Below are 18,149 nucleotides of genomic sequence, written 5' to 3'. Positions count from 1 at the left end.
CTGAAAGGTATTAAAAAGAACGAAAAGCGAGGCCACATGGAAGCGTATATCAACGAGTTTGCCGATAACATCTGGCTGTATTTATCCATGCCATTGATCAGTGCAGTGGTGGGTTACGCCACCAATGTGATTGCGATCAAGATGATGTTTTATCCGGTAGAATTTTTTGGCAAACCCCCTTTTCTGGGCTGGCAAGGCATCATTCCGCGCCGGGCTGCGAAGATGGCTGCCATCTCTGTAGACACCATCACCACCTACCTGATTACCCAGGAAGAAATTTTTGACCGTCTTGATCCGGAACGGATTGCCAGTGAGCTGGAGCCGCCCCTTAACGGCATGATCGAAGACGTGGTGGATTCCATCATGGGTCAGCATGAGCCCGGTTTGTGGGAATCCATGCCGGAAATGGTAAAGAAGCAGGTCTATAAACGGGTAAAGAAAGAAGCGCCCGGACTGATTTCCGACATCATGAAACAGATCAAGATCAACATTGCACAGATGTATGATCTCAAGGACATGGTGATCACCAACCTGACCAAGGACAAGGATCTGCTTAACCGTATTTTCCAGGAAGTAGGTGCGGCGGAATTCAAGTTTATCGGTCGCTCCGGTCTCTACTTTGGCGGCATTTTCGGTACCTTCCAGATGATCACCTGGATCTTCTACAAGGGCTCCTGGTTGCTGCCGGTTTTCGGTCTGGCGGTGGGCTATGCCACCAACTGGATTGCCCTGCAAATGATCTTCAATCCCAAGGAGCTGATGCGTCTGGGTCCGTTCAATGTGCAGGGCCTGTTCATGAAGCGGCAGGATGAAGTGGCACGCGATTATGGTCGCCTCGTCTCTTCCTATGTACTGACGCCGGCCAACATTATTGAAGGGATCCTCAAGGGGCCTTACTCCGATAAGGTGTTTGCCATGATTGGCAAGCATGTGCAGAAAGCGGTGGATGAACAGACCAGCTTTGCCAAGCCGTTTGTGACCTTTGCGGTTGGCACCCAGAACTATCGAGACATGAAGGAATCCGCCGTTTCAGAACTGGTCAGCCGATTGCCGGATACGCTCAAGCATATTGAAAACTATGCCAACGATGCGCTGGATCTGGAAAACACACTTTCCACCCGTTTGCAGAGTTTAAAACCGGAAGAGTTTGAAGGCATGTTACGCCCGGCATTCGAACAGGATGAATGGATATTGATTGCCGTAGGCGCATTCCTTGGCTTCCTGGTCGGTGTGTTCCAGTTGCTGGTGATGTTCTCTTGATGCTGTCCGGGAGTGATGCATGTCTACGCTAATGGTGGTCTGGATCCTGTTGTGTGCGCTTTGCTTCGGCGCTGGCCTGGCGTGGTCATGGCGGCGGGCGCGTCGACGTTTGCGCGTGCGTATGGAACAGGCGGTGGATGAGGAAATCCGTCAGCAAATCAAACAGGAAGTGTTGCGCCATTTGCAGGATGGTCCGATCACGGATAATAGCCAGGCGGAGCGCTGATTCATGCAGATTACCATTCGCAAATCGTTTGTGATCGGTGCTGGTGTACTGTTGATCATTGCCCTTGCTATAGGTGCCTACCTGGCCTGGTGGGTATGGAAAAATCTGGGCGCGGAATTGTTGCTGCGCGATCAGCAAGCCAGTGTCGTGGTGCCCGAACCCATGTCTGTGGGCATCGATATTCTTGATGATCTGGACATCTTGATCGACACGGTCATCGACACCACGGTGCCGATCGACCAGACCCTGACTCTACCCGTCAAGGAGACCCTGGACGTGCAGGTGGGCTTCGATAATGCGGTACCGATCAAGATGAATGTGCCGCTCAAAGACACTATCAAGCTGGACCAGATTATTCCGGTGGACGGTGAAGTCCGTGCCCGAGTGCTGGGTAAGTGGATCACTGTGCCGATCAAGGGCGAGTTACCCGTGAAAGCGGATGTGCCCATCGATGTGAATGTGCCGGTGGATCAGCTGGTCAAACTGCAATTCAACGCTCCGGCGAAAGTAGACATTCTCGAAGACCTGTCGGTACCGCTGAAGGCGAATATCAAGACATCGATTCCCCTGAAGAGCGCCATGCAGGTGCCGGTACGCTCCAGGCTCCGTGCCAGTGCCACCATTCTGGAACCGGCGGATGCGCTGATCGCGGAAATGGATTTGAAGTTGCCGCTGCGAGAAGTGGGACTGTCTTTCAGCGACAGTGATGACGCCAAGGTGAGCGACGAGGCTGAGATAACGGCAGCGGATGAGGAGCAGCCCTGATGGGGCGCTGGATTCTGTGGGGCTGGGTGGCCCTGGCTGTGATCGTGGTGGGGCTGGTGTTGGGGTTTGTGCTCTACACCCGCATTGTTATCGGTATCGGTCTGCAGGACCAGCATGCGCTGCTGCATCTGCCGGAAACCCTGATCGTGCAAACGCGCGCCGAGGAAGAGGCGGCCATCACTCTGCGAGGTCGTGTGGAGGTGGATGTCCCCTTCAAGCACGATGCCCTGCCGCTACCATTGAAAGGCACTTACAAGGCCAACCTGGCCCTGGATACCATGGTGCCCCTGCGCATGACTATTGAGTATGAGGATGTGATTCCCATCGAGACCACGGTGGCGATCCAAGGCGACACCAAACTGATTTCCAAATGGCTGCCGCGCATGCCCATAGAGGGGGAGCTGCCCCTGAAGCTGGAGGTGCCGGTGTCATTGAAAGTGCCGGTGGATACCCAGATCCGTTTTGTTTATGACGGCCCGGTGCAGGTGGGTTTCAACCAGACCATCCACCCGCCGGTGGATACCGTTCTGCGTACGGCCATCAATCTTGATAAGGAAGTCAGTGCACCGATCACCAATGTATTCGAGGCCCGGGTGGTGCCCGATAACCGGGCGCTGCCCATTATTCTTACCGACACCCGCCTGACCCTGCCATTGCAGGATTTGATGCTCAGGCCCATGGAGTCGCGGGTGCAGGAAGAATAACAACATTGCTTTACCACAGAGAACACAGAGTTCACTGAGAAAACCCCTTGTTTAAAAATCAGTGAGCTCGGTGTTCTCTGTGGTGAAAACCATCAAGACACCGTCACCCCCGGGCACGGAATTGCGGCGGCTTCGCGGATTCGCTCGCCCAAGTAGCGGGCGGCCTGGCCGGCATACTGGCCGTCCGCATAGATCAGATGCAGGTCCACCAACCGTTCAACGCCCTCCTCCAGTGGTAGCACCTTTAGCGCGCCGCTTTCCAGACCATCGCCGATCTCTGATTCCGGCACCCAGGCAAATCCCAGTCCGCGGCGAATGGCGGCAATACGTGTGGAAGGATGCGACACGGTCCAGCGTTGCTCGGCCCCCAGCCAGCCGGAATCGATGCGCCGGCTGCCGGAATCGCGAATGACAATTTGCCGATGCTGGCGCAGATCCTCATGGGTGAGGCTGTCCGCCTGATTGAGCGGATGGTCCGCCGCTGCCACGGCCACAAAACGCACCCGCATCAGCTGATCACCGAAGAACCCCGGCGGTACCCGTCCGCCGATTACCACATCCGCCTCCTTGCGCAGCAGGGCCTCATCGGAGCCGGACAGCACGGTCTCGCTGTACTCGACCCGGGTCAGCGGGCTGTGCTGGGCAAACGCATCCAGGGCCGACAGCATGCAATGCTGGGGGAACAGAGCGTCAGCGGCCACGCGTACCAGAGGTTCCCAGCCCTGGCTGAGTTGAATGGCGGCGCTCTCGATGCGGTTGGCCTCTTCCACCAGCACCTTGGCCTGACGGTAGAGCATCTGCCCGGTCTCGGTGAGCCTGGCCCGCCGGCCTTCCAAGGCAAAGGCACGTACGCCCAGTTCGGTCTCGATCTTCTGCACCGCGTAACTGATGGCGGACTGGCTCTTGTCCAGCGCCTCCGCGGCGCTGGCGTAACCGCCCTCGTCCACTACGGCAATCAGGGCTTGCCACTGGTCCAGGCTGATTTTGGCTGACATATCGAAATTCCTGAGCTAAATGTACAAGTTTGTCCCGTTTTATATCGTATTTGCTGAATCCACAATAGCCCCATCGTTAACAAATCATCGGCTCACCCAGCCGGCACGGACACAATATGGAGTTGGGGTCATGAATATTCTGGTTATCAAGAGCAGTGTTTTCGGCGACAACGGCAATTCCTCCACCCTGGTCAACGAGCAGGTGGAGCGCCTGAAAGCGCAACACCCTGGAGCTACCGTGGTTGTTCGGGATCTCTCAGCCGATCCCATTCCACATCTGGACGGCGAACGTGTCGGTGCCTTCTTTACGCCGGCAGACCAGCGCACGGATGATCAGCAGGCGGTAGAAGACTTTTCCCAGGCGTTGATCACAGAGCTGAAAGATGCGGATCAGGTGGTGCTGGGCCTGCCCATGTACAACTTCGGCATTCCCAGCCAGCTGAAGAGTTGGATCGACCACGTGGCCCGGGCCGGTATCACCTTCCGCTACACCGAGAACGGTCCCGAGGGGTTGCTGAACGACAAGCCAGTGACCGTAGTGGCCGCCCGTGGTGGACTGTATGCCGGTACCGAAAACGATACGGTAACCCCGTACATCAGGCTGTTCTTCGGTTTTGTCGGCATCACCGATGTGTCTTTCGTGTATGCGGAAGGGCTTAACATGGGTGATGAGAGCAAAGAAAAGGCCATGAGCGAAGCGCGGGCAGCGCTGCAGTGATCCAGCTTGTAGGAGCTATGCTTGCATGGCGAACCATGCCCAGGCCTGGCTCCTGCGATCAAACGCTAATTCTGCAACAGGGAGAACATCATGGGACTGCTGGTCGATGGCAAATGGCAGGACAAGTGGTACGACACCAAGAGCACCGGTGGACGTTTCAAGCGTTCCGAGAGCCAGTTCCGCAACTGGGTGACTGCCGACGGCAGCGCCGGACCCAGTGGCGACAGTGGCTTTCAGGCAGAAAGCGGTCGTTACCACCTGTATGTGTCCTACGCCTGTCCCTGGGCCCACCGCACCTTGATCGTGCGGGCATTGAAAGGTCTCCAGGACCACATTGGCGTGTCTGTGGTGCATCCGCACATGCTGGAAAACGGCTGGGAACTGCGCGATGACTTTGACGGCGCCAGCGGCGATGCGCTCTATGGTTTCAGCAAGCTCTATGAGTTGTACCTGAAGGCGGATGACAACTACACCGGCCGCGTCACCGTGCCAGTGTTGTGGGACAAGCAGCGCGAGACCATTGTCAGTAACGAGTCCGCAGAAATTATCCGCATGCTCAACACCAGCTTTGATGCGCTGGGTGCGGCGCCGGGCAATTTTTATCCGGAGGTGTTGCAGGCGGAGATTGATGCCATCAACGAGCGTGTCTACAACGACGTAAACAATGGCGTCTACAAGGCCGGTTTTGCCACCAGCCAGGACGCCTACGATGAAGCGGTGGTGACCTTGTTTGAGCAGCTGGATGCCCTCGAGCAACGTCTTGGCGAGCAGCGCTATCTGGTGGGTAACACGCTCACCGAAGCGGATCTGCGGCTGTGGACTACCCTGGTGCGCTTTGATCCGGTGTACGTCACCCACTTCAAGTGTGACCGCAAGCGGATCGTGGACTACCCGAACCTGAACGGGTTTCTGAAAGAAATTTACCAGCTGCCCGGCGTAGCGGAGACAGTGAATATGGCGCATATCCGCCACCACTATTTTCGCAGCCACCCGACGATCAATCCCCACGGGATTATTTCCATCGGGCCAGAGCTGGATTGGGATTCACCCCACGGTCGAGAACGGCTGGGGGAAAGAGAGATTACTGATTAACTCTGCAGGAGCGGCGCTTGAGCCGCGAATCGATACCGTGCTTCGCGTCTCAAGCGCCGCTCCTGCAGCACAGGGCCGCAAGGCAGGAGGTTCCCATGGAACGCACAATTCTCAACACCATTCGCGCACTGGATACATCCGACGGTGCCGGCGTTCGCCTGAAGCGCGCGCTGGGTTACAACCCCATGGTGCGCCTGGATCCTTTCCTGATGCTGGACGCGTTCTCCTCCGATAACCCGGATGATTACATCGCCGGCTTCCCGCCGCACCCACACCGGGGCTTTGAAACGGTGACCTACCTGATGGAAGGCCACATGAAGCATCGCGATCATCTGGGTAACGAAGGGGACCTGCAGCAGGGCGGTGTGCAGTGGATGACAGCCGGTCGCGGCATCATTCATGAGGAAATGCCGCAGCAACAGGATGGTTTACTGCGCGGTTTCCAGCTGTGGATCAACCTGCCGGCGGCGGAAAAAATGAAAGCCGCTGGATGCCGGGACATTACCGATACCGAGATTCCGCGCCTGGATTTGCCCACGGGAGGCCAGATCAAGGCCATTGCCGGGGAAGTCACCATCGGCAATCAGGTGATCAAGGCACCGGTAAACGGCGGCAGTACCGATCCGCTTTACCTGGACGTGAAATTGCGCGCTGGCGAAACAGTGACAGTGCCACTGACACAGGGCTATAACGCCTTCCTGTACCTGTTCGAAGGTCAGGTCAGCGTGGCCGGCGAGGGGGTAAAGAGCGACCACCTGGCCACCTTCACTGACGGTGACAAGGTCTCTCTGGTGGCCGGTGATCACGGTGCCAGGCTGTTGCTGCTGGCAGGCAAGCCCATTGGCGAGCCCATTGCCCAGTACGGCCCCTTCGTGATGAACACCCAGGACGAGATCAACCAGGCCCTGAGTGACTATCGCGACGGCACCCTGACCGCCGAGCCGTCATCCCTGTAGCGGCTCCACCCAACCCCACCCTGCCCCGGCACTTGCCGGGGCTTTTTTTTGCGAAGATGTTGGCCGCTAGCGTGACGCGATCACCCAGACCGCATGCACGATGCCGGGAATGTAACCGAGAATGGTCAGCACGATATTGATCCAGAAATGCTTGCCAATCCCTTCCTGGAGAAATACCCCCAGTGGTGGAAGCAGGATGGCGATGAGAATACGTAACAGATCCATGCGGTTCTCCTTGAGTCCGAAAATCTCACTGTAATTTTTTTATGCCATAGCGTCTGTTAAAAAAACACAAATTGCGGCACAGATTGCATTGCTGACACCGTGATTTTCCGGGAAGCTGGGCGTTGCGAGATATCAGGGAAAGGAGAGACAGCATGAAGGTTTTGGCTATAGCAGGCAGTTTGCGAGAGAAATCCTACAACCGCGGCCTGGTTCGCGCCGCCCGGGCGTTGGTGCCGTCGGGAATGGAAATCATTGAAGCGGACATCAGTGATATCCCGCTCTATAACGGTGATGACGATGGCGACGACCGCCCTGCTCCGGTGACTGCCCTGGCAGAACAGGTAAAAGCAGCGGATGCCTTCTTGTTTGCCACCCCGGAATACAACTATTCCATCCCCGGTGTACTGAAAAATGCCATCGACTGGTTATCTCGGGTCCCGGGTGGCATCTTCGCCGGCAAGGCCGCCGCCATCATGGGCGCCTCCATGGGGGGCATGGGCACCAGCCGCAGCCAGTATCACCTGCGTCAGGTGCTGGTCTTCCTGGATGTGCACCCGCTCAACAAACCGGAAGTGTTCGTCTCTGCAGCCCATGAAAAATGTGATGAGAATGGCGACCTGCAGGACCAGGCAACGAAGGACATGATCGCCAAGCAGCTGACGGCCTTGCAGGCCTGGGCCGACACCCTGAAGTAAATGATGCAGTTCGCCTTGGGCGTAGGGTGCCACTGAGCCTAGGGCGAACTGCACCTAACCCCATACCCATAATGTCTTGTCACAAGGATGTGAAAAGATGCCAATGTACCGCCGTGTCTGGAAGCCAGGCGGCTGCTATTTCTTTACCGTCAATCTGCAACAGCGAGGCGGCCACGATTTGCTTGTCCGGCATGTGGATGTACTGCGAGAGTCTGTTCGCAAAGTGAAAAGCGACCACCCTTTCCGTATTCATGGCTGGGTGGTACTGCCGGATCATCTCCACTGCGTCTTGCAGCTCCCTGACGCCGACGATGATTACATTCGGCGCTGGCGACTGATCAAGTCCGCCTTCTCCCGAAAAATACCTCGCGTGGAACGCCGGAATCCATCTCGCATAAGGCGTGATGAAAGAGCTATCTGGCAGCGCCGCTTTTGGGAACACTGCATTCGCGATGAACAGGATTATCGGGCGCATATGGACTATGTGCATATCAATCCGGTGAAGCATGGCCTGGTTTCACGGGTGCAGGATTGGCCCTATTCCACGTTTCATCATTGGGTTCGGCGTGGTGTTTATGCCGTGGATTGGGCCGGGGGATTGGAGGGGCTGGTCGGGAAGGTGCCTGACTGATGGTGTGGTTTATGGTGCAGTTCGCCCGAGGCTCAGTGGCACCCTACACAAGATTCGGACGTAGGGTGTCACTGAGCCTAAGGCGAACTGCACCATTGCAGGCCTTGCAGGAAAACTCAAAGCTGCGCTTCGCGACGAATCCATTTGGTGACATCCGGCGCCTGATAATCCGCGAAGCTGTCCAGCAGCGCGGCGGGGGTGTCGTGAACCTGCAACAGGCCTCTGTGTTCTTGTCGCAGAAAGCCCTGGCTGACGGCATGGTCGAGGAAAGTGATCAGGTGGTCGTAATAGCCGTTGATGTTCAGCAGGGCGCAGGGTTTGTGGTGAAAACCCAGTTGCGCCCAGGTCAGAATTTCAAAAATTTCTTCCAGCGTACCCATGCCGCCGGGCAAGGCGATAAAGCCGTCAGAACAATCGGCCATGGCGGCCTTGCGTTCGTGCATGGAGCGCACCACACGCAATTCGGTGAGGTGGTCGTTGCCAATTTCCTTGCGCATTAACGCATCGGGAATAATGCCAATCACCTCGCCGCCCCGCTGCATGACCGCATTGGCGATGGCGCCCATGACGCCTACGCTGGCGCCGCCATAGACCAATCCCAGGTTACGGCTGACGAGTTCCTGAGCGAGCCCTTCGGCGGCTTGAATGTAGTCGTTTCCCTCACCGGGGCTGGAGCCGCAATAGACGCAGATTCTTTTCATGGGCATCGCCGTTTGTTCGTTGTGGCTAGAGGCAGCTGTAGAAGCGCCGCTTGAGGCGCGAACCGAGCCTCGGCGAGGATATCGCCTTTGAGTTGCTGCCTCGCTACGCTCGGTTCGCGCCTCAAGCGGCGCTCCTACAGTGGTTTTTTACCCTGCCACCGCCGTGGGTTTACTCACCAACCGATCCGCCGGGAAGTGACAGGTAAAGACGCTGCCCTTGCCCAGTTCGCTTTTGATTTCCAGTTTGCCGTTGTGGCGGATCATCACGTGCTTGACGATGGCCAGGCCCAGGCCGGTGCCGCCGGTTTCGGTGACGCGGCTGTTGTCCGGGCGGTAGAAGCGTTCGGTGAGGCGCGGGATGTGGGCCGGGTCGATACCGACACCATTGTCGCTCACTGCCAGATGCGCGCCTCGCTGATCCTGCCACCAGCGAATGCGGATCTGTCCACCGGCGGGGGTGTATTTCACCGCATTGGTGATCAGGTTGCCGAAGGCGCTTTCCAGTTCTGCCGGGTTGGCGATCAGGCGGGCTTCTTCGGGCACATCCAGCTCGATGCTGTGGCCCTTGTCGGCGCTGATCGCCATGGCATTCTCGCGCATGCGCTTGAGCATGCCATGGACCGGCACCGCCTGGCTCAGGTTGTCCGCGTCGGTGCCTTCCAGCCGGGCCAGCAACAGCAGATCCGAGACCAGAGCCTCCATGCGGTTGGACTGGTTGTCCATCTGGGCGAGGGCACGGCGCAGTCGGGACTGTTCCTCCGGTACCGTGTCCAGCAGGGTTTCCAGGTAACCCTTGAGTACGGTCAGCGGGGTTTTCAGTTCGTGGCTCACGTTGGCCACGAAATCCTTGCGCATCTGCTCCAGGTGATGGAGCCGGGTCACGTCACGGGCCATCATCAGCTGTTCGCCCACACCAAACTCGGTCACGCGAAATTGCAGGATGCGGTTGTCGTCCACCGGTGAGGGAATCTCCAGGGCGTCGCGGAAATCCCCCTGGCTGAGGTATTCGGTAAATTTCGGATGGCGGACCAGGTTGGTCAGCGGCTGGCCCAGATCCTGGCGGGCGTTGAACCCCATGTAGCGTTCCGCGGCCTGGTTCCAGTATTCCAGGTAGCCGTGCTGGTCGATCAGGATGACCACGTCTTCCAGGGCATTCACCGATTGCTGGGCACGGTGAATGATGCCCTGCAGATTTTCCTGGGCGCGGCGTTCTTTCTGAAAAAGGTGTTCCAGGCGGGTGTAGAACTCCCCCCACAGGCCGATGCTGTCCGGGGGCTCGGTATGGTCATCGCGGACCAGCCAGCTGTACAGGCCAAACAGTTGCCGGGTGCTCCAGATGATATAGCCCAGCAGACCCACTATCAGCGGCCAGATGTGGCCCACCGCCAGCGCTGCCACCACGGACAGCAGGATCAGGCCGACTATGCGGTTTACTTCCTTGGCCAGACTGGCTTTCATGATCTCGCTTCCGCCGCTCCGTTGCGGCTACGTAGGTGCATTAACCGTAACCGACCCGCATTGCACCACCTCTCCGGATTGCGCGCAATGCGCTATGCAGAACGGGACGCTTCAGCCTGCTTTGGCGGATTTTACCGAAAACCGGTAGCCGGTGCCGCGTACCGTCTGGATAAAGCGGTCGTAGCCGAAGGGGGCCAGTGCCTTGCGCAGGCGGCGGATATGCACATCGATGGTGCGATCTTCCACATACACGTTGGCGCCCCACACCTGATCCAGCAACTGGGTCCGTGAGTAGGCCCGTTCCTGGTGGCTCATGAAGAACTCCAGCAGGCGATATTCCGTGGGCCCCATGTCCACCGGCTCATCGTCTGCGCTGATGCGGTGGCTCACCGGATCCAGGCACAGACCCTCCACTTCGATGGCCTTGTCCGCCGCCGTGCTGGAAGCCCGGCGTAGTACTGCCTTGATGCGGGAAATCAGCTCACGGGTGGAAAACGGCTTGGTGATGTAGTCGTCGGCGCCCACATCCAGCCCCTGGATCTTGTTGTCCTCTTCGCTCTTGGCGGTGAGCATGATGATGGGGATTTCGTTGGTGGTCTCATCACGCTTGAGGCGGCGGGCCAGCTCGATACCGGTGACAGACGGCAGCATCCAGTCCAGCAGCACCAGATCCGGGCGTTCATCGACAATAATTTCGTGGCCACGCTGGGCGTTTTCCGCCTCCAGCACATCAAAATCGGCCAGCTCCAGAGCAACGGCCACCATTTCCCGAATGGCGGGCTCGTCGTCAACAATCAAAATACGGTTACGGGACATGGCTTTCCTTCCTTGCCTGTCTGTTGTGATGCCCTATTAGATTGCTTTTTTGTGACATGTGTATGACAAGTTGGTCGGATTTTGCAGGAAAAGCAAGAAGGGGGCGAGCTACAAGCTTTAAGCGACAAGCAGCAACACGAATCCAGGGCATGTGCCGGTGGCTAGATATGGAGCTTCGCGTTGTAGCTAGCAGCTAGAAGCTCGCCGCTCAGAAGTACTGGAAATACAACCCGACAAACACACACGCCCCGGCCCAGTGGTTGTTAAGGAACGCATGGAAGCTGGGCCAGCGTTCCCGGTAGCGGATCAGGCTGTGCTGGAACAGGAAGCTCAAGGTCATGCCGCCCAGGCCCAGGTACCAGGGCCAGGAAAAGTCCAGTCGCTGCCCCACCATGATCAGAGCCAGCAGAGTCAGGCCCTGGAGGATGGCGATCATCAACCGGTCCGCATCACCGAACAGGATGGCGGTGCTCTTGATGCCCAGTTTCAGGTCGTCTTCCCGGTCGCACATGGCGTATTCGGTGTCGTAGGCCACGGTCCACACCAGGTTGGCCACATACAGCAGCCAGGCAATTTCCGGCACGGCCCCGGTTTCCGCGGCAAAGGCCATGGGGATGGCCCAGCTGAAGGCGGCGCCCAGGAACAGTTGCGGCATGAAGGTGAAGCGTTTGGTGAAGGGATAGAGAACAGCAAGCCCCAGGCCACCGAAGGACAACCAGAAGGTCAGCTCGTTGAGGAACAGCACCAGCACAAAGGCCAGCAGCCCGAGCCCGCAGAACAGCGCCAGGGCTTTCTTGGCGCTGATGGCACCGGTGGCCAGCGGACGACCTTTGGTGCGTTCCACGTCACCATCGAAATCCCGGTCGGCAAAGTCGTTAATCACGCAGCCGGCGGCACGCATGATGATCACCCCGAGAATGAAGATCACCACGGTTTTCAGGCTCGGCGTGCCATTTCCGGCAATCCACACCGCCCACAGGGTGGGCCACAGCAGCAGCAGCGTGCCGATGGGGCGATCCAGCCGCATCAGCTGAATATAGGGCCAGGCTTGGGGGTAGCGTTGTTCAACGAAGGCAAACATGGGACATCCGGTTGTCAGGGGCGGAGATGAGTTTCAAGCTACAAGCTGCAAGTTTCAAGGCGCGAATCAGGCGTGTAGCCAACCGAAATCGCCGGAGCCGCGCCGCCGCTTCCAACGCTCCAAAAATGGAAGCGCGGCGATAACCTTGTCGTTTAACCAAGGCTCTTGCCCGCGCCTTGTAGCTTGCAGCTTGAAGCTTGCACCTTCTCCCACAGCGCCGGCAGGAAGTATTCCGCCACCAGCAGGGGTTCGCCGCGTTTGATGAAACGGGACTGGCGACCCCAGCACACTGGCATGGCTTCTGCAGGGCTTCCAAGACGGGCCCAGACCTGATCGCGCAGGCAGGTGGGGCGTTTATAAAGTTCCAGGCCCAGAGAGCGGCTGCCCATATGGCCCAGGGAGCGATTGGCGCCGGTGAGGCTGGCCAGGGGCAGAACGCTGCGGGCGGCGACCACCGGGGTGTCGTCCAGCAGCAGGGTGACCTCGCGGATCAGCGCGGCCCGGCGGGGCGCCAGGTTAAGCAGTTGCCGTTCGTCGGCTCGGGGAAAGCTGATGGCGTGATAGCCGGGCTCTACCCGGAACTGGCCGTGGCGCTTCAGGCGCAGGGTCAGGGACGCCGGATCCGCCATCCAGTCGCGGATACGGGGCGGCAGCACCAGCTGTTCCAGCGGGCGCCAAAGGCTGTCAGGATGCAGGGCGGCAGGCAGCATGGGTCTCTCAACATCGCAGGCCGCAGGACTATGGCGCAAGCGGTGACTCAGGGCAAGTCAGCGGCGCGCCGGTCTGCGAGCGCGTGCCGGCAAGCAAGAATGGCCTTGGGCCAGGCCAATGGACCCCGGCGCCAATGCGTGCCAGTGCCCAATGTCATTGATTTTTCGGGCGTGCGCCGATAGGTTATCGCCCCCCGAGATACACCCTGTATGTAGCAGAGTAAGCGAGTACTTACTCCAATTCGACGAGGTTCACGATGAAGAAGTGGGAATGCGTAGTGTGCGGTTTCATCTATGACGAAGCCGAAGGTCTGCCCGATGAGGGTATTGCCCCCGGTACGGCCTGGGATGATGTGCCGGAAGACTGGGTCTGCCCGGATTGCGGCGTGGGCAAGGACGACTTCGAGATGGTGGAAATCTGAGCCGTTACGCTCTGATCCACACAGTCATTCCGCCCGTTCACTGATTAATTAAGGACTGTTCATGCAACCTATCGTCATCATCGGTTCCGGCCTTGCCGGCTTTAATACCGTCAAGGAATTCCGCAAGCTGGACAAGGAAACGCCCATCGTTGTGCTCACCAGCGACGACGGCCGTAACTATTCCAAGCCCATGCTGTCTGCCGGTTTCACCAAGGAAAAGACCGCTGATGACCTGTGCATGGCCACCCCGGAAAAGGTTGCCGAGCAGTTCAATGTGGAAGTGCGCACCGATGTGCACGTGGCGGAAATCGACCCCTCCGGCAAGCGTGTGCTGCTGCCGGACGACCACCTGGACTACAGCAAGCTGGTGCTGGCGCTGGGTGCCGATACCTGGACTCCACCGCTGGAAGGCGATGCCGTGGGTGATGTGTTCTCCGTCAACGATCTGATGGACTACGGCAAATTCCGCACCGCCCTGAAGGGGGCCAAGAAAGTCACCATTCTGGGCGGTGGTCTGATCGGCTGTGAATTCGCCAACGACCTGTCCAACGGTGGTTATGAGGTGGCCCTGGTGGAACCCCAGGGCCGCTGCCTGCCGCTGCTGCTGCCGGAGCCGGCGTCTGCGGCGGTCGGCCGTGGTCTGGCGGATCTGGGCGTGACCTTCCACTTTGGTCCTCTGGCCCAGGCGGTGAACCACGGTGATAACAACCAGCTGGTCACCGAGCTGTCCGACGGTACCCGTATCGAATCCGACGTGGTGCTATCCGCCATCGGTTTGCGTCCGCGTATTGCCCTGGCCAAGGAAGCCGGCCTGGCCATCAACCGTGGCATTATCACCGACAAGACCCTGCAGACCAGCGCTGACGACATCTATGCCCTGGGCGACTGCGCCGAAGTGCAGGGCCACGTACTGCCCTACGTGCTGCCGCTGATGGCCTCCGCCCGTGCCCTGGCCAAGACCCTGGCCGGTGAAACCACTGCGGTGAGCTACGGTGTCATGCCGGTCACCATCAAGACCCCGGCCTGCCCGGTGGTGGTATGTCCGCCGGCGGACCACGACAACGGCGAATGGGAGATCCAGGAAGACGGCAACAACGTCCAGGCCCTGTTCCGTGGCAAGGATGGCAGCCTGCAGGGCTACGCGCTCACCGGTGATGCGGTGAAAGAGAAAATGAAGCTCAACAAGGAACTGCCGCCACTGATGCCCTAACGGCGGCCCGCCGTAGGAGCTATGCCTGCATGGCGAACCGCCCGGGTGGCGCTCCTACAATCGGCAACCAAACAAAGGAACGCCCATGAAATTTGCACTGGTTTTGCTGGTCCTCGGCTGGCGTCTGCGCTGGCTGGCCTGGCGTGATGCGGGATTTCGCAAACAGCTGGAAAACCGCGATGTGGTGATGCAGTGGCGTACCTTTAACGGCAAGCCGGCGCGCAGCTTTCACTTCACGCCGGGCAAGGTGGTGTCCAAGGGTGGTCTGCATGGTCAGCCCACCGTCACCCTGAATTTCAAGGACGCCAACTACGCGTTCCGTACCCTGCAGGTGGCCGGCAAGAACCAGATGGCCTTCATGGAAGGCATGCAGGCCGGCGATATCAAGATCGAAGGCGACCCGGGCCAGCTGATGTGGTTCATGACCTTGATGAAGTTCATCATGCCGGGCAAGACCAAAAAATAAGCGGCCCTGCCTCCATCGCACAACGCCCCGCCAATCGGGGCGTTGTTGTGTCTGTTCCCCTCAAACACGGCGAATTTGCCAATTCTTGCCTACCGCTTGTGCCCAACTTTTACCATATATCCGTGTAATGCCCATTTTGCTGGGGGAGTCCTGCGCAGGAGCGTAATATCCATTAGTGAGGGGAGAAGTCCAAAGCGGACGTTGTTCAACGTCTCTGAATGCTAACGGGGCCTGGTTTTGTCCGCTTTCCCTACGCCAAGGATAGGGGGAAGTGAGTCATGCAGACTGCAATGAAAACGCTGCTTGAGCAGATGCGTATCACCGAGCTGGAAGTGGACGACCGCAAGCGACTGCTGGATTTCACCAGCAGGGATACGGCGGTTCTGGTGGATTGCAGGCCGCTGATCTGCGCCCACATTGACCGCATCGTGGATGATTTTTACCGGATTCAGACCAGCAACCCGGATATCGCCAATCTGATCGGCGACGCCGATACCCTGGATCGGCTCCAGTGTGCCCAGCGGCGTTACATCCTGGATCTCTTTTCCGGGGTGTATGGCATGGAGTACATCAACAATCGTTTACGAATCGGCCTGGTCCACAAGCGCATCGGCGTGGAGCCCAAGCTGTATCTGTCCGCAGTACACTTGCTGCGCTCTCTGCTGCTGGAATGTATCGATCGCGAGGGCAAGGAAGAGGGGGCCACGCCGGAAGTGATCCGGGCGCTGGACAAGCTGATCTATTTCGATGTCACCCTGGTGTTCGAGACCTACATCCAGAGCATGTTGTCGGAAATCGAGACAGCCAGAAATCGCACAGAAGAATACGCCAGAAGCCTGGAGGATACCGTGGCCAGGCGCACCGGTGAATTACGCACGGATTCACTGACCGGGCTGACCTCCCGGCGCTATCTTCATGAAGATCTGTACAGAACCTTGCAGTCAGCCCAGCGTCGTAACGAACCGGTATCGATGGTGTTCGTGGATGTGGACAACTTCAAGGAGATCAACGACAGGAAAGGCCATGCCCACGGCGACAAGGTGCTGCAGGAGCTGGGCCGAATCCTGCTGGAAACAGCCCGGGGGGAGGATTCCTGTGTGCGTTTCGGTGGTGACGAGTTCTGTGTTGTACTAGCCAACGCAACGAAAGACGAGACGATAGGGACCTACTGCATGCGGGTGAAGACCTTGCTGGCGGAGTGCTGCCCTGACGTGACCATCAGTATGGGGGTAACGCAGACAGGGCCCAATGAGTACGAAGACGCTGATAGTCTGTTAAGGCATGCAGATAGCTGTATGTATTCTCAAAAAAACAGCAACAAAAATGGCGACCCTGACGAGGTCCCCGACAAGACGGATGTGTGCAGCTGATGAAAAAACTGAAAAACGAAAAAGAACTGGTCAAGAAAGCCATTACGCTAGGCATGGACTACGCCGAAAAGCGGGGCGTGGTGGAGTTCGAGGCCACCGATTCAGCGTCGGAAAAGCTGGAGTACATCTACCGGTTGCTGGTGCACGACAAGGTGATTCAGCCGTTGCCGGAGGATCAGGTGTCCCAGCCGTCCATTCAGCACAAACTGGCCATCTGGGCGTCAAAACAAAAATAGCCTGGTATCGCTTGTTGGTTTTTGGTCTGTTATAAAAATCCTTGAACCTGATCCTGTGGGCGTGGACTCGTGCGCCCGATGGAAATGCCTCTCTTCAAAAGGACCTGACATGCGACGCAATCCCCTGTTGGCTATCGCCACTATGCTCCTGCTGCTGACCGCCTGCGCCACCACCACCGAAACCCATTCCACCTGGCAGACCAAAACCGGTGAATCTCATCCCACCTTCCGGCACCTTTATGTGCTGGTGCTGGCGGATGACCCTGCGGTTGCCGCCACGGCCGAAAATCAGATGCGCAAAAGCCTGAATCATCGCGCTGTGGAAGCCACCCTGGCCAGCGATACCCTGGGTGAGCGAGAGGCCGAACGAGAGGCGTACCGTGCCCAGGTCGAGGCTGCGGTCAAGGCCAGCGGTGCCGACGGCGTCATGGTGGTGTCGTTGCTGAAAGTGGAAGAGCGCTCCGAATATGTGCTGCCCCAGGTGGACTATGTGCCCGTGCCCTCTGCCCCCATGTATCTGGGCTACGGCCCCTATGTGGGCCACAGCTACGGCGCGATCTATCAGCCCGGTTACTATCACAACGCCAAGGATTATTACCTGCAGACCCAGGTCTACAGCGTGGAGCGCAAGCGCCCGGTGTGGCAGGCCCAGTCGCGCAGCATGAACCCGGACAGCCTGAAGCATGGCGCCCAGGGCTTCGCCAAGAGCATCGTCTCGCAGCTGGACAAGGATGGGGCGCTGAAGCGTTAGTCAAACGCAGCTGACGTCCTGCAATTCAACTCTGTCGATGGCAGGACCCGGCACTCCAAGCTCGTAAAGCCGCTCCGCCAGTCGGGGCGGTTTTGCGTTTATCGATGCCGCTGGCAGCCATTGCCTGAGTTCGGTACGGTTTATGCCTTAAAAAAATAGATGGAATACAGATGAAAAAAGGAATTTCGGGGGCACTGGCTGCAGCACTGGTGACGGGATTGGCGGCGTTTTTTCAGCCTGTACTGGCGGAGCAGGATGAGAAAGTATACTTGGTAGCACGGTTCGATCTGGATGGTACTACCTACAATCAGGTGGTGTTCTTTCAGGATGACGTCATCACTGATCTGAAAAGCTGCAAGCGGGAAATGATGTACGGCCGCAATGGCAACTGGCAGGTCTATTCCCACATCACCAATGCAGTGCGTGGTTTTACTTACAGCCTCAGTTATACCTGTGCTCTGGGTCGCCAAGACTTCAGCGGCTGGGATAAAAGTGGTCAGATCAACCCCATACACACCTATGAAGTGGTGATTCGGGATCAGTCTTTGCAGGTTATTCCACGCAATAGCTACAGCGCTTGTTTGAAAAAGGTTCGTAGTGCCGGGGGCGAAACGGCTAAACGCTACTGTGCACGCTCTACCCAGACTATCCAGTAGCGAGA

General features: G+C 58.1%; 23 protein-coding genes. 16 read left to right on the top strand and 7 right to left on the bottom strand.

Going from position 1 to position 18,149, the window contains the following annotated elements; all coding sequences use genetic code 11:
- Positions 1 to 36: 36 nt before the first annotated feature.
- From ACMG4N_RS02300 to ACMG4N_RS02285, 4 genes are read left to right on the top strand one after another with little or no spacing between them, the layout of a single operon-like run.
- A complete protein-coding gene (locus ACMG4N_RS02300) occupies positions 37 to 1,260 on the top strand; it encodes a DUF445 family protein (protein ID WP_414432801.1) in 1,224 nt (407 codons plus the stop codon).
- 19 nt (positions 1,261 to 1,279) lie between these two features.
- Complete coding sequence (locus ACMG4N_RS02295; RefSeq protein ID WP_414432799.1) at positions 1,280 to 1,486, top strand: hypothetical protein; 207 nt, start codon at positions 1,280 to 1,282, stop codon at positions 1,484 to 1,486.
- Between the two features lie 3 nt (positions 1,487 to 1,489).
- Complete coding sequence (locus tag ACMG4N_RS02290) at positions 1,490 to 2,251, top strand: hypothetical protein (RefSeq protein WP_414432797.1); 762 nt, start codon at positions 1,490 to 1,492, stop codon at positions 2,249 to 2,251.
- A complete protein-coding gene (locus ACMG4N_RS02285; protein WP_414432796.1) occupies positions 2,251 to 2,955 on the top strand; it encodes a hypothetical protein in 705 nt (234 codons plus the stop codon). Before ACMG4N_RS02290 ends, ACMG4N_RS02285 begins: the two co-directional genes overlap by 1 nt.
- Positions 2,956 to 3,047: 92 nt before the next feature.
- On the opposite strand, the gene ACMG4N_RS02280 is transcribed toward ACMG4N_RS02285, so the two are convergent.
- Complete coding sequence (locus ACMG4N_RS02280; RefSeq protein ID WP_414432795.1) at positions 3,048 to 3,950, bottom strand: LysR family transcriptional regulator; 903 nt, start codon at positions 3,948 to 3,950, stop codon at positions 3,048 to 3,050.
- Positions 3,951 to 4,080: 130 nt separating this feature from the next.
- On the opposite strand from ACMG4N_RS02280, the gene ACMG4N_RS02275 reads away from it, so the two are divergent.
- The 3 genes from ACMG4N_RS02275 (at position 4,081) to ACMG4N_RS02265 (ending at position 6,716) form a co-directional block, all read left to right on the top strand.
- The gene (locus tag ACMG4N_RS02275) at positions 4,081 to 4,668 is read left to right on the top strand and encodes an FMN-dependent NADH-azoreductase (RefSeq protein WP_414432794.1); all 588 of its coding nucleotides are present in this window, start codon (positions 4,081 to 4,083) and stop codon (positions 4,666 to 4,668) included.
- A gap of 90 nt (positions 4,669 to 4,758) precedes the next feature.
- Positions 4,759 to 5,760, top strand: a complete 1,002-nt coding sequence (locus ACMG4N_RS02270; RefSeq protein WP_414432792.1) for a glutathione S-transferase family protein — start codon at positions 4,759 to 4,761, stop codon at positions 5,758 to 5,760.
- 95 nt (positions 5,761 to 5,855) lie between these two features.
- A complete protein-coding gene (locus tag ACMG4N_RS02265) occupies positions 5,856 to 6,716 on the top strand; it encodes a pirin family protein (RefSeq protein WP_414432790.1) in 861 nt (286 codons plus the stop codon).
- 66 nt (positions 6,717 to 6,782) lie between these two features.
- Here the strand turns inward: ACMG4N_RS02265 and ACMG4N_RS02260 are convergent, their stop codons facing one another.
- Positions 6,783 to 6,941: a YqaE/Pmp3 family membrane protein gene (locus tag ACMG4N_RS02260; protein ID WP_035245841.1), complete on the bottom strand. Its 159-nt coding sequence runs from the start codon at positions 6,939 to 6,941 to the stop codon at positions 6,783 to 6,785.
- 152 nt (positions 6,942 to 7,093) lie between these two features.
- On the opposite strand from ACMG4N_RS02260, the gene ACMG4N_RS02255 reads away from it, so the two are divergent.
- Both ACMG4N_RS02255 and ACMG4N_RS02250 read left to right on the top strand, forming a co-directional pair.
- On the top strand, positions 7,094 to 7,636 hold the full coding sequence (locus tag ACMG4N_RS02255) for an NADPH-dependent FMN reductase (RefSeq protein ID WP_414432788.1): 543 nt from the start codon (positions 7,094 to 7,096) through the stop codon (positions 7,634 to 7,636).
- 97 nt (positions 7,637 to 7,733) lie between these two features.
- Positions 7,734 to 8,267 (top strand): REP-associated tyrosine transposase, encoded by a 534-nt coding sequence (locus ACMG4N_RS02250; protein WP_297767392.1) that lies wholly within the window; start codon positions 7,734 to 7,736, stop codon positions 8,265 to 8,267.
- Between the two features lie 116 nt (positions 8,268 to 8,383).
- Here the strand turns inward: ACMG4N_RS02250 and ACMG4N_RS02245 are convergent, their stop codons facing one another.
- From ACMG4N_RS02245 to ACMG4N_RS02225, 5 genes are all read right to left on the bottom strand, one after another.
- Positions 8,384 to 8,968 carry a TIGR00730 family Rossman fold protein gene (locus tag ACMG4N_RS02245; protein ID WP_297767390.1) on the bottom strand — a complete coding sequence of 195 codons (585 nt, stop codon included), beginning with the start codon at positions 8,966 to 8,968 and terminating at the stop codon, positions 8,384 to 8,386.
- Positions 8,969 to 9,115: 147 nt separating this feature from the next.
- Positions 9,116 to 10,426, bottom strand: a complete 1,311-nt coding sequence (gene phoR, locus ACMG4N_RS02240) for a phosphate regulon sensor histidine kinase PhoR (protein ID WP_414432787.1) — start codon at positions 10,424 to 10,426, stop codon at positions 9,116 to 9,118.
- Positions 10,427 to 10,537: 111 nt separating this feature from the next.
- Entirely contained in the window at positions 10,538 to 11,242 is a 705-nt protein-coding gene (gene phoB, locus ACMG4N_RS02235) for a phosphate regulon transcriptional regulator PhoB (protein WP_290511767.1), read from the bottom strand.
- Between the two features lie 208 nt (positions 11,243 to 11,450).
- On the bottom strand, positions 11,451 to 12,323 hold the full coding sequence (ubiA, locus tag ACMG4N_RS02230; RefSeq protein WP_297767380.1) for a 4-hydroxybenzoate octaprenyltransferase: 873 nt from the start codon (positions 12,321 to 12,323) through the stop codon (positions 11,451 to 11,453).
- Positions 12,324 to 12,475: 152 nt separating this feature from the next.
- Positions 12,476 to 13,033, bottom strand: coding sequence for a chorismate--pyruvate lyase family protein (locus ACMG4N_RS02225; RefSeq protein ID WP_297767377.1), 558 nt, complete (start codon positions 13,031 to 13,033; stop codon positions 12,476 to 12,478).
- Between the two features lie 257 nt (positions 13,034 to 13,290).
- On the opposite strand from ACMG4N_RS02225, the gene rd reads away from it, so the two are divergent.
- The 7 genes from rd (at position 13,291) to ACMG4N_RS02190 (ending at position 18,144) form a co-directional block, all read left to right on the top strand.
- Complete coding sequence (gene rd, locus ACMG4N_RS02220; protein WP_035245853.1) at positions 13,291 to 13,455, top strand: rubredoxin; 165 nt, start codon at positions 13,291 to 13,293, stop codon at positions 13,453 to 13,455.
- A 61-nt stretch (positions 13,456 to 13,516) separates the two neighbouring features.
- Positions 13,517 to 14,665: an NAD(P)/FAD-dependent oxidoreductase gene (locus ACMG4N_RS02215; protein ID WP_297767372.1), complete on the top strand. Its 1,149-nt coding sequence runs from the start codon at positions 13,517 to 13,519 to the stop codon at positions 14,663 to 14,665.
- Between the two features lie 85 nt (positions 14,666 to 14,750).
- Positions 14,751 to 15,131 (top strand): hypothetical protein, encoded by a 381-nt coding sequence (locus tag ACMG4N_RS02210; RefSeq protein WP_297767369.1) that lies wholly within the window; start codon positions 14,751 to 14,753, stop codon positions 15,129 to 15,131.
- 290 nt (positions 15,132 to 15,421) lie between these two features.
- A complete protein-coding gene (locus tag ACMG4N_RS02205; RefSeq protein ID WP_297767366.1) occupies positions 15,422 to 16,501 on the top strand; it encodes a GGDEF domain-containing protein in 1,080 nt (359 codons plus the stop codon).
- Positions 16,501 to 16,737, top strand: coding sequence for a DUF5062 family protein (locus tag ACMG4N_RS02200; RefSeq protein WP_297767363.1), 237 nt, complete (start codon positions 16,501 to 16,503; stop codon positions 16,735 to 16,737). The genes ACMG4N_RS02205 and ACMG4N_RS02200 overlap by 1 nt, the downstream gene beginning before the upstream one ends.
- Before the next feature lie 109 nt (positions 16,738 to 16,846).
- Positions 16,847 to 17,488, top strand: coding sequence for a hypothetical protein (locus ACMG4N_RS02195; RefSeq protein ID WP_414432784.1), 642 nt, complete (start codon positions 16,847 to 16,849; stop codon positions 17,486 to 17,488).
- Positions 17,489 to 17,658: 170 nt separating this feature from the next.
- Complete coding sequence (locus tag ACMG4N_RS02190; protein WP_414432783.1) at positions 17,659 to 18,144, top strand: hypothetical protein; 486 nt, start codon at positions 17,659 to 17,661, stop codon at positions 18,142 to 18,144.
- Positions 18,145 to 18,149 lie beyond the last annotated feature (5 nt).

It is taken from the genome of Alcanivorax sp. IL2, from assembly GCF_047495475.1.
Lineage (GTDB): Bacteria > Pseudomonadota > Gammaproteobacteria > Pseudomonadales > Alcanivoracaceae > Alcanivorax.
The sequence above is the reverse complement of the archived record's forward strand: the minus strand, read 5'-3'. Positions and strand labels throughout refer to the sequence as shown.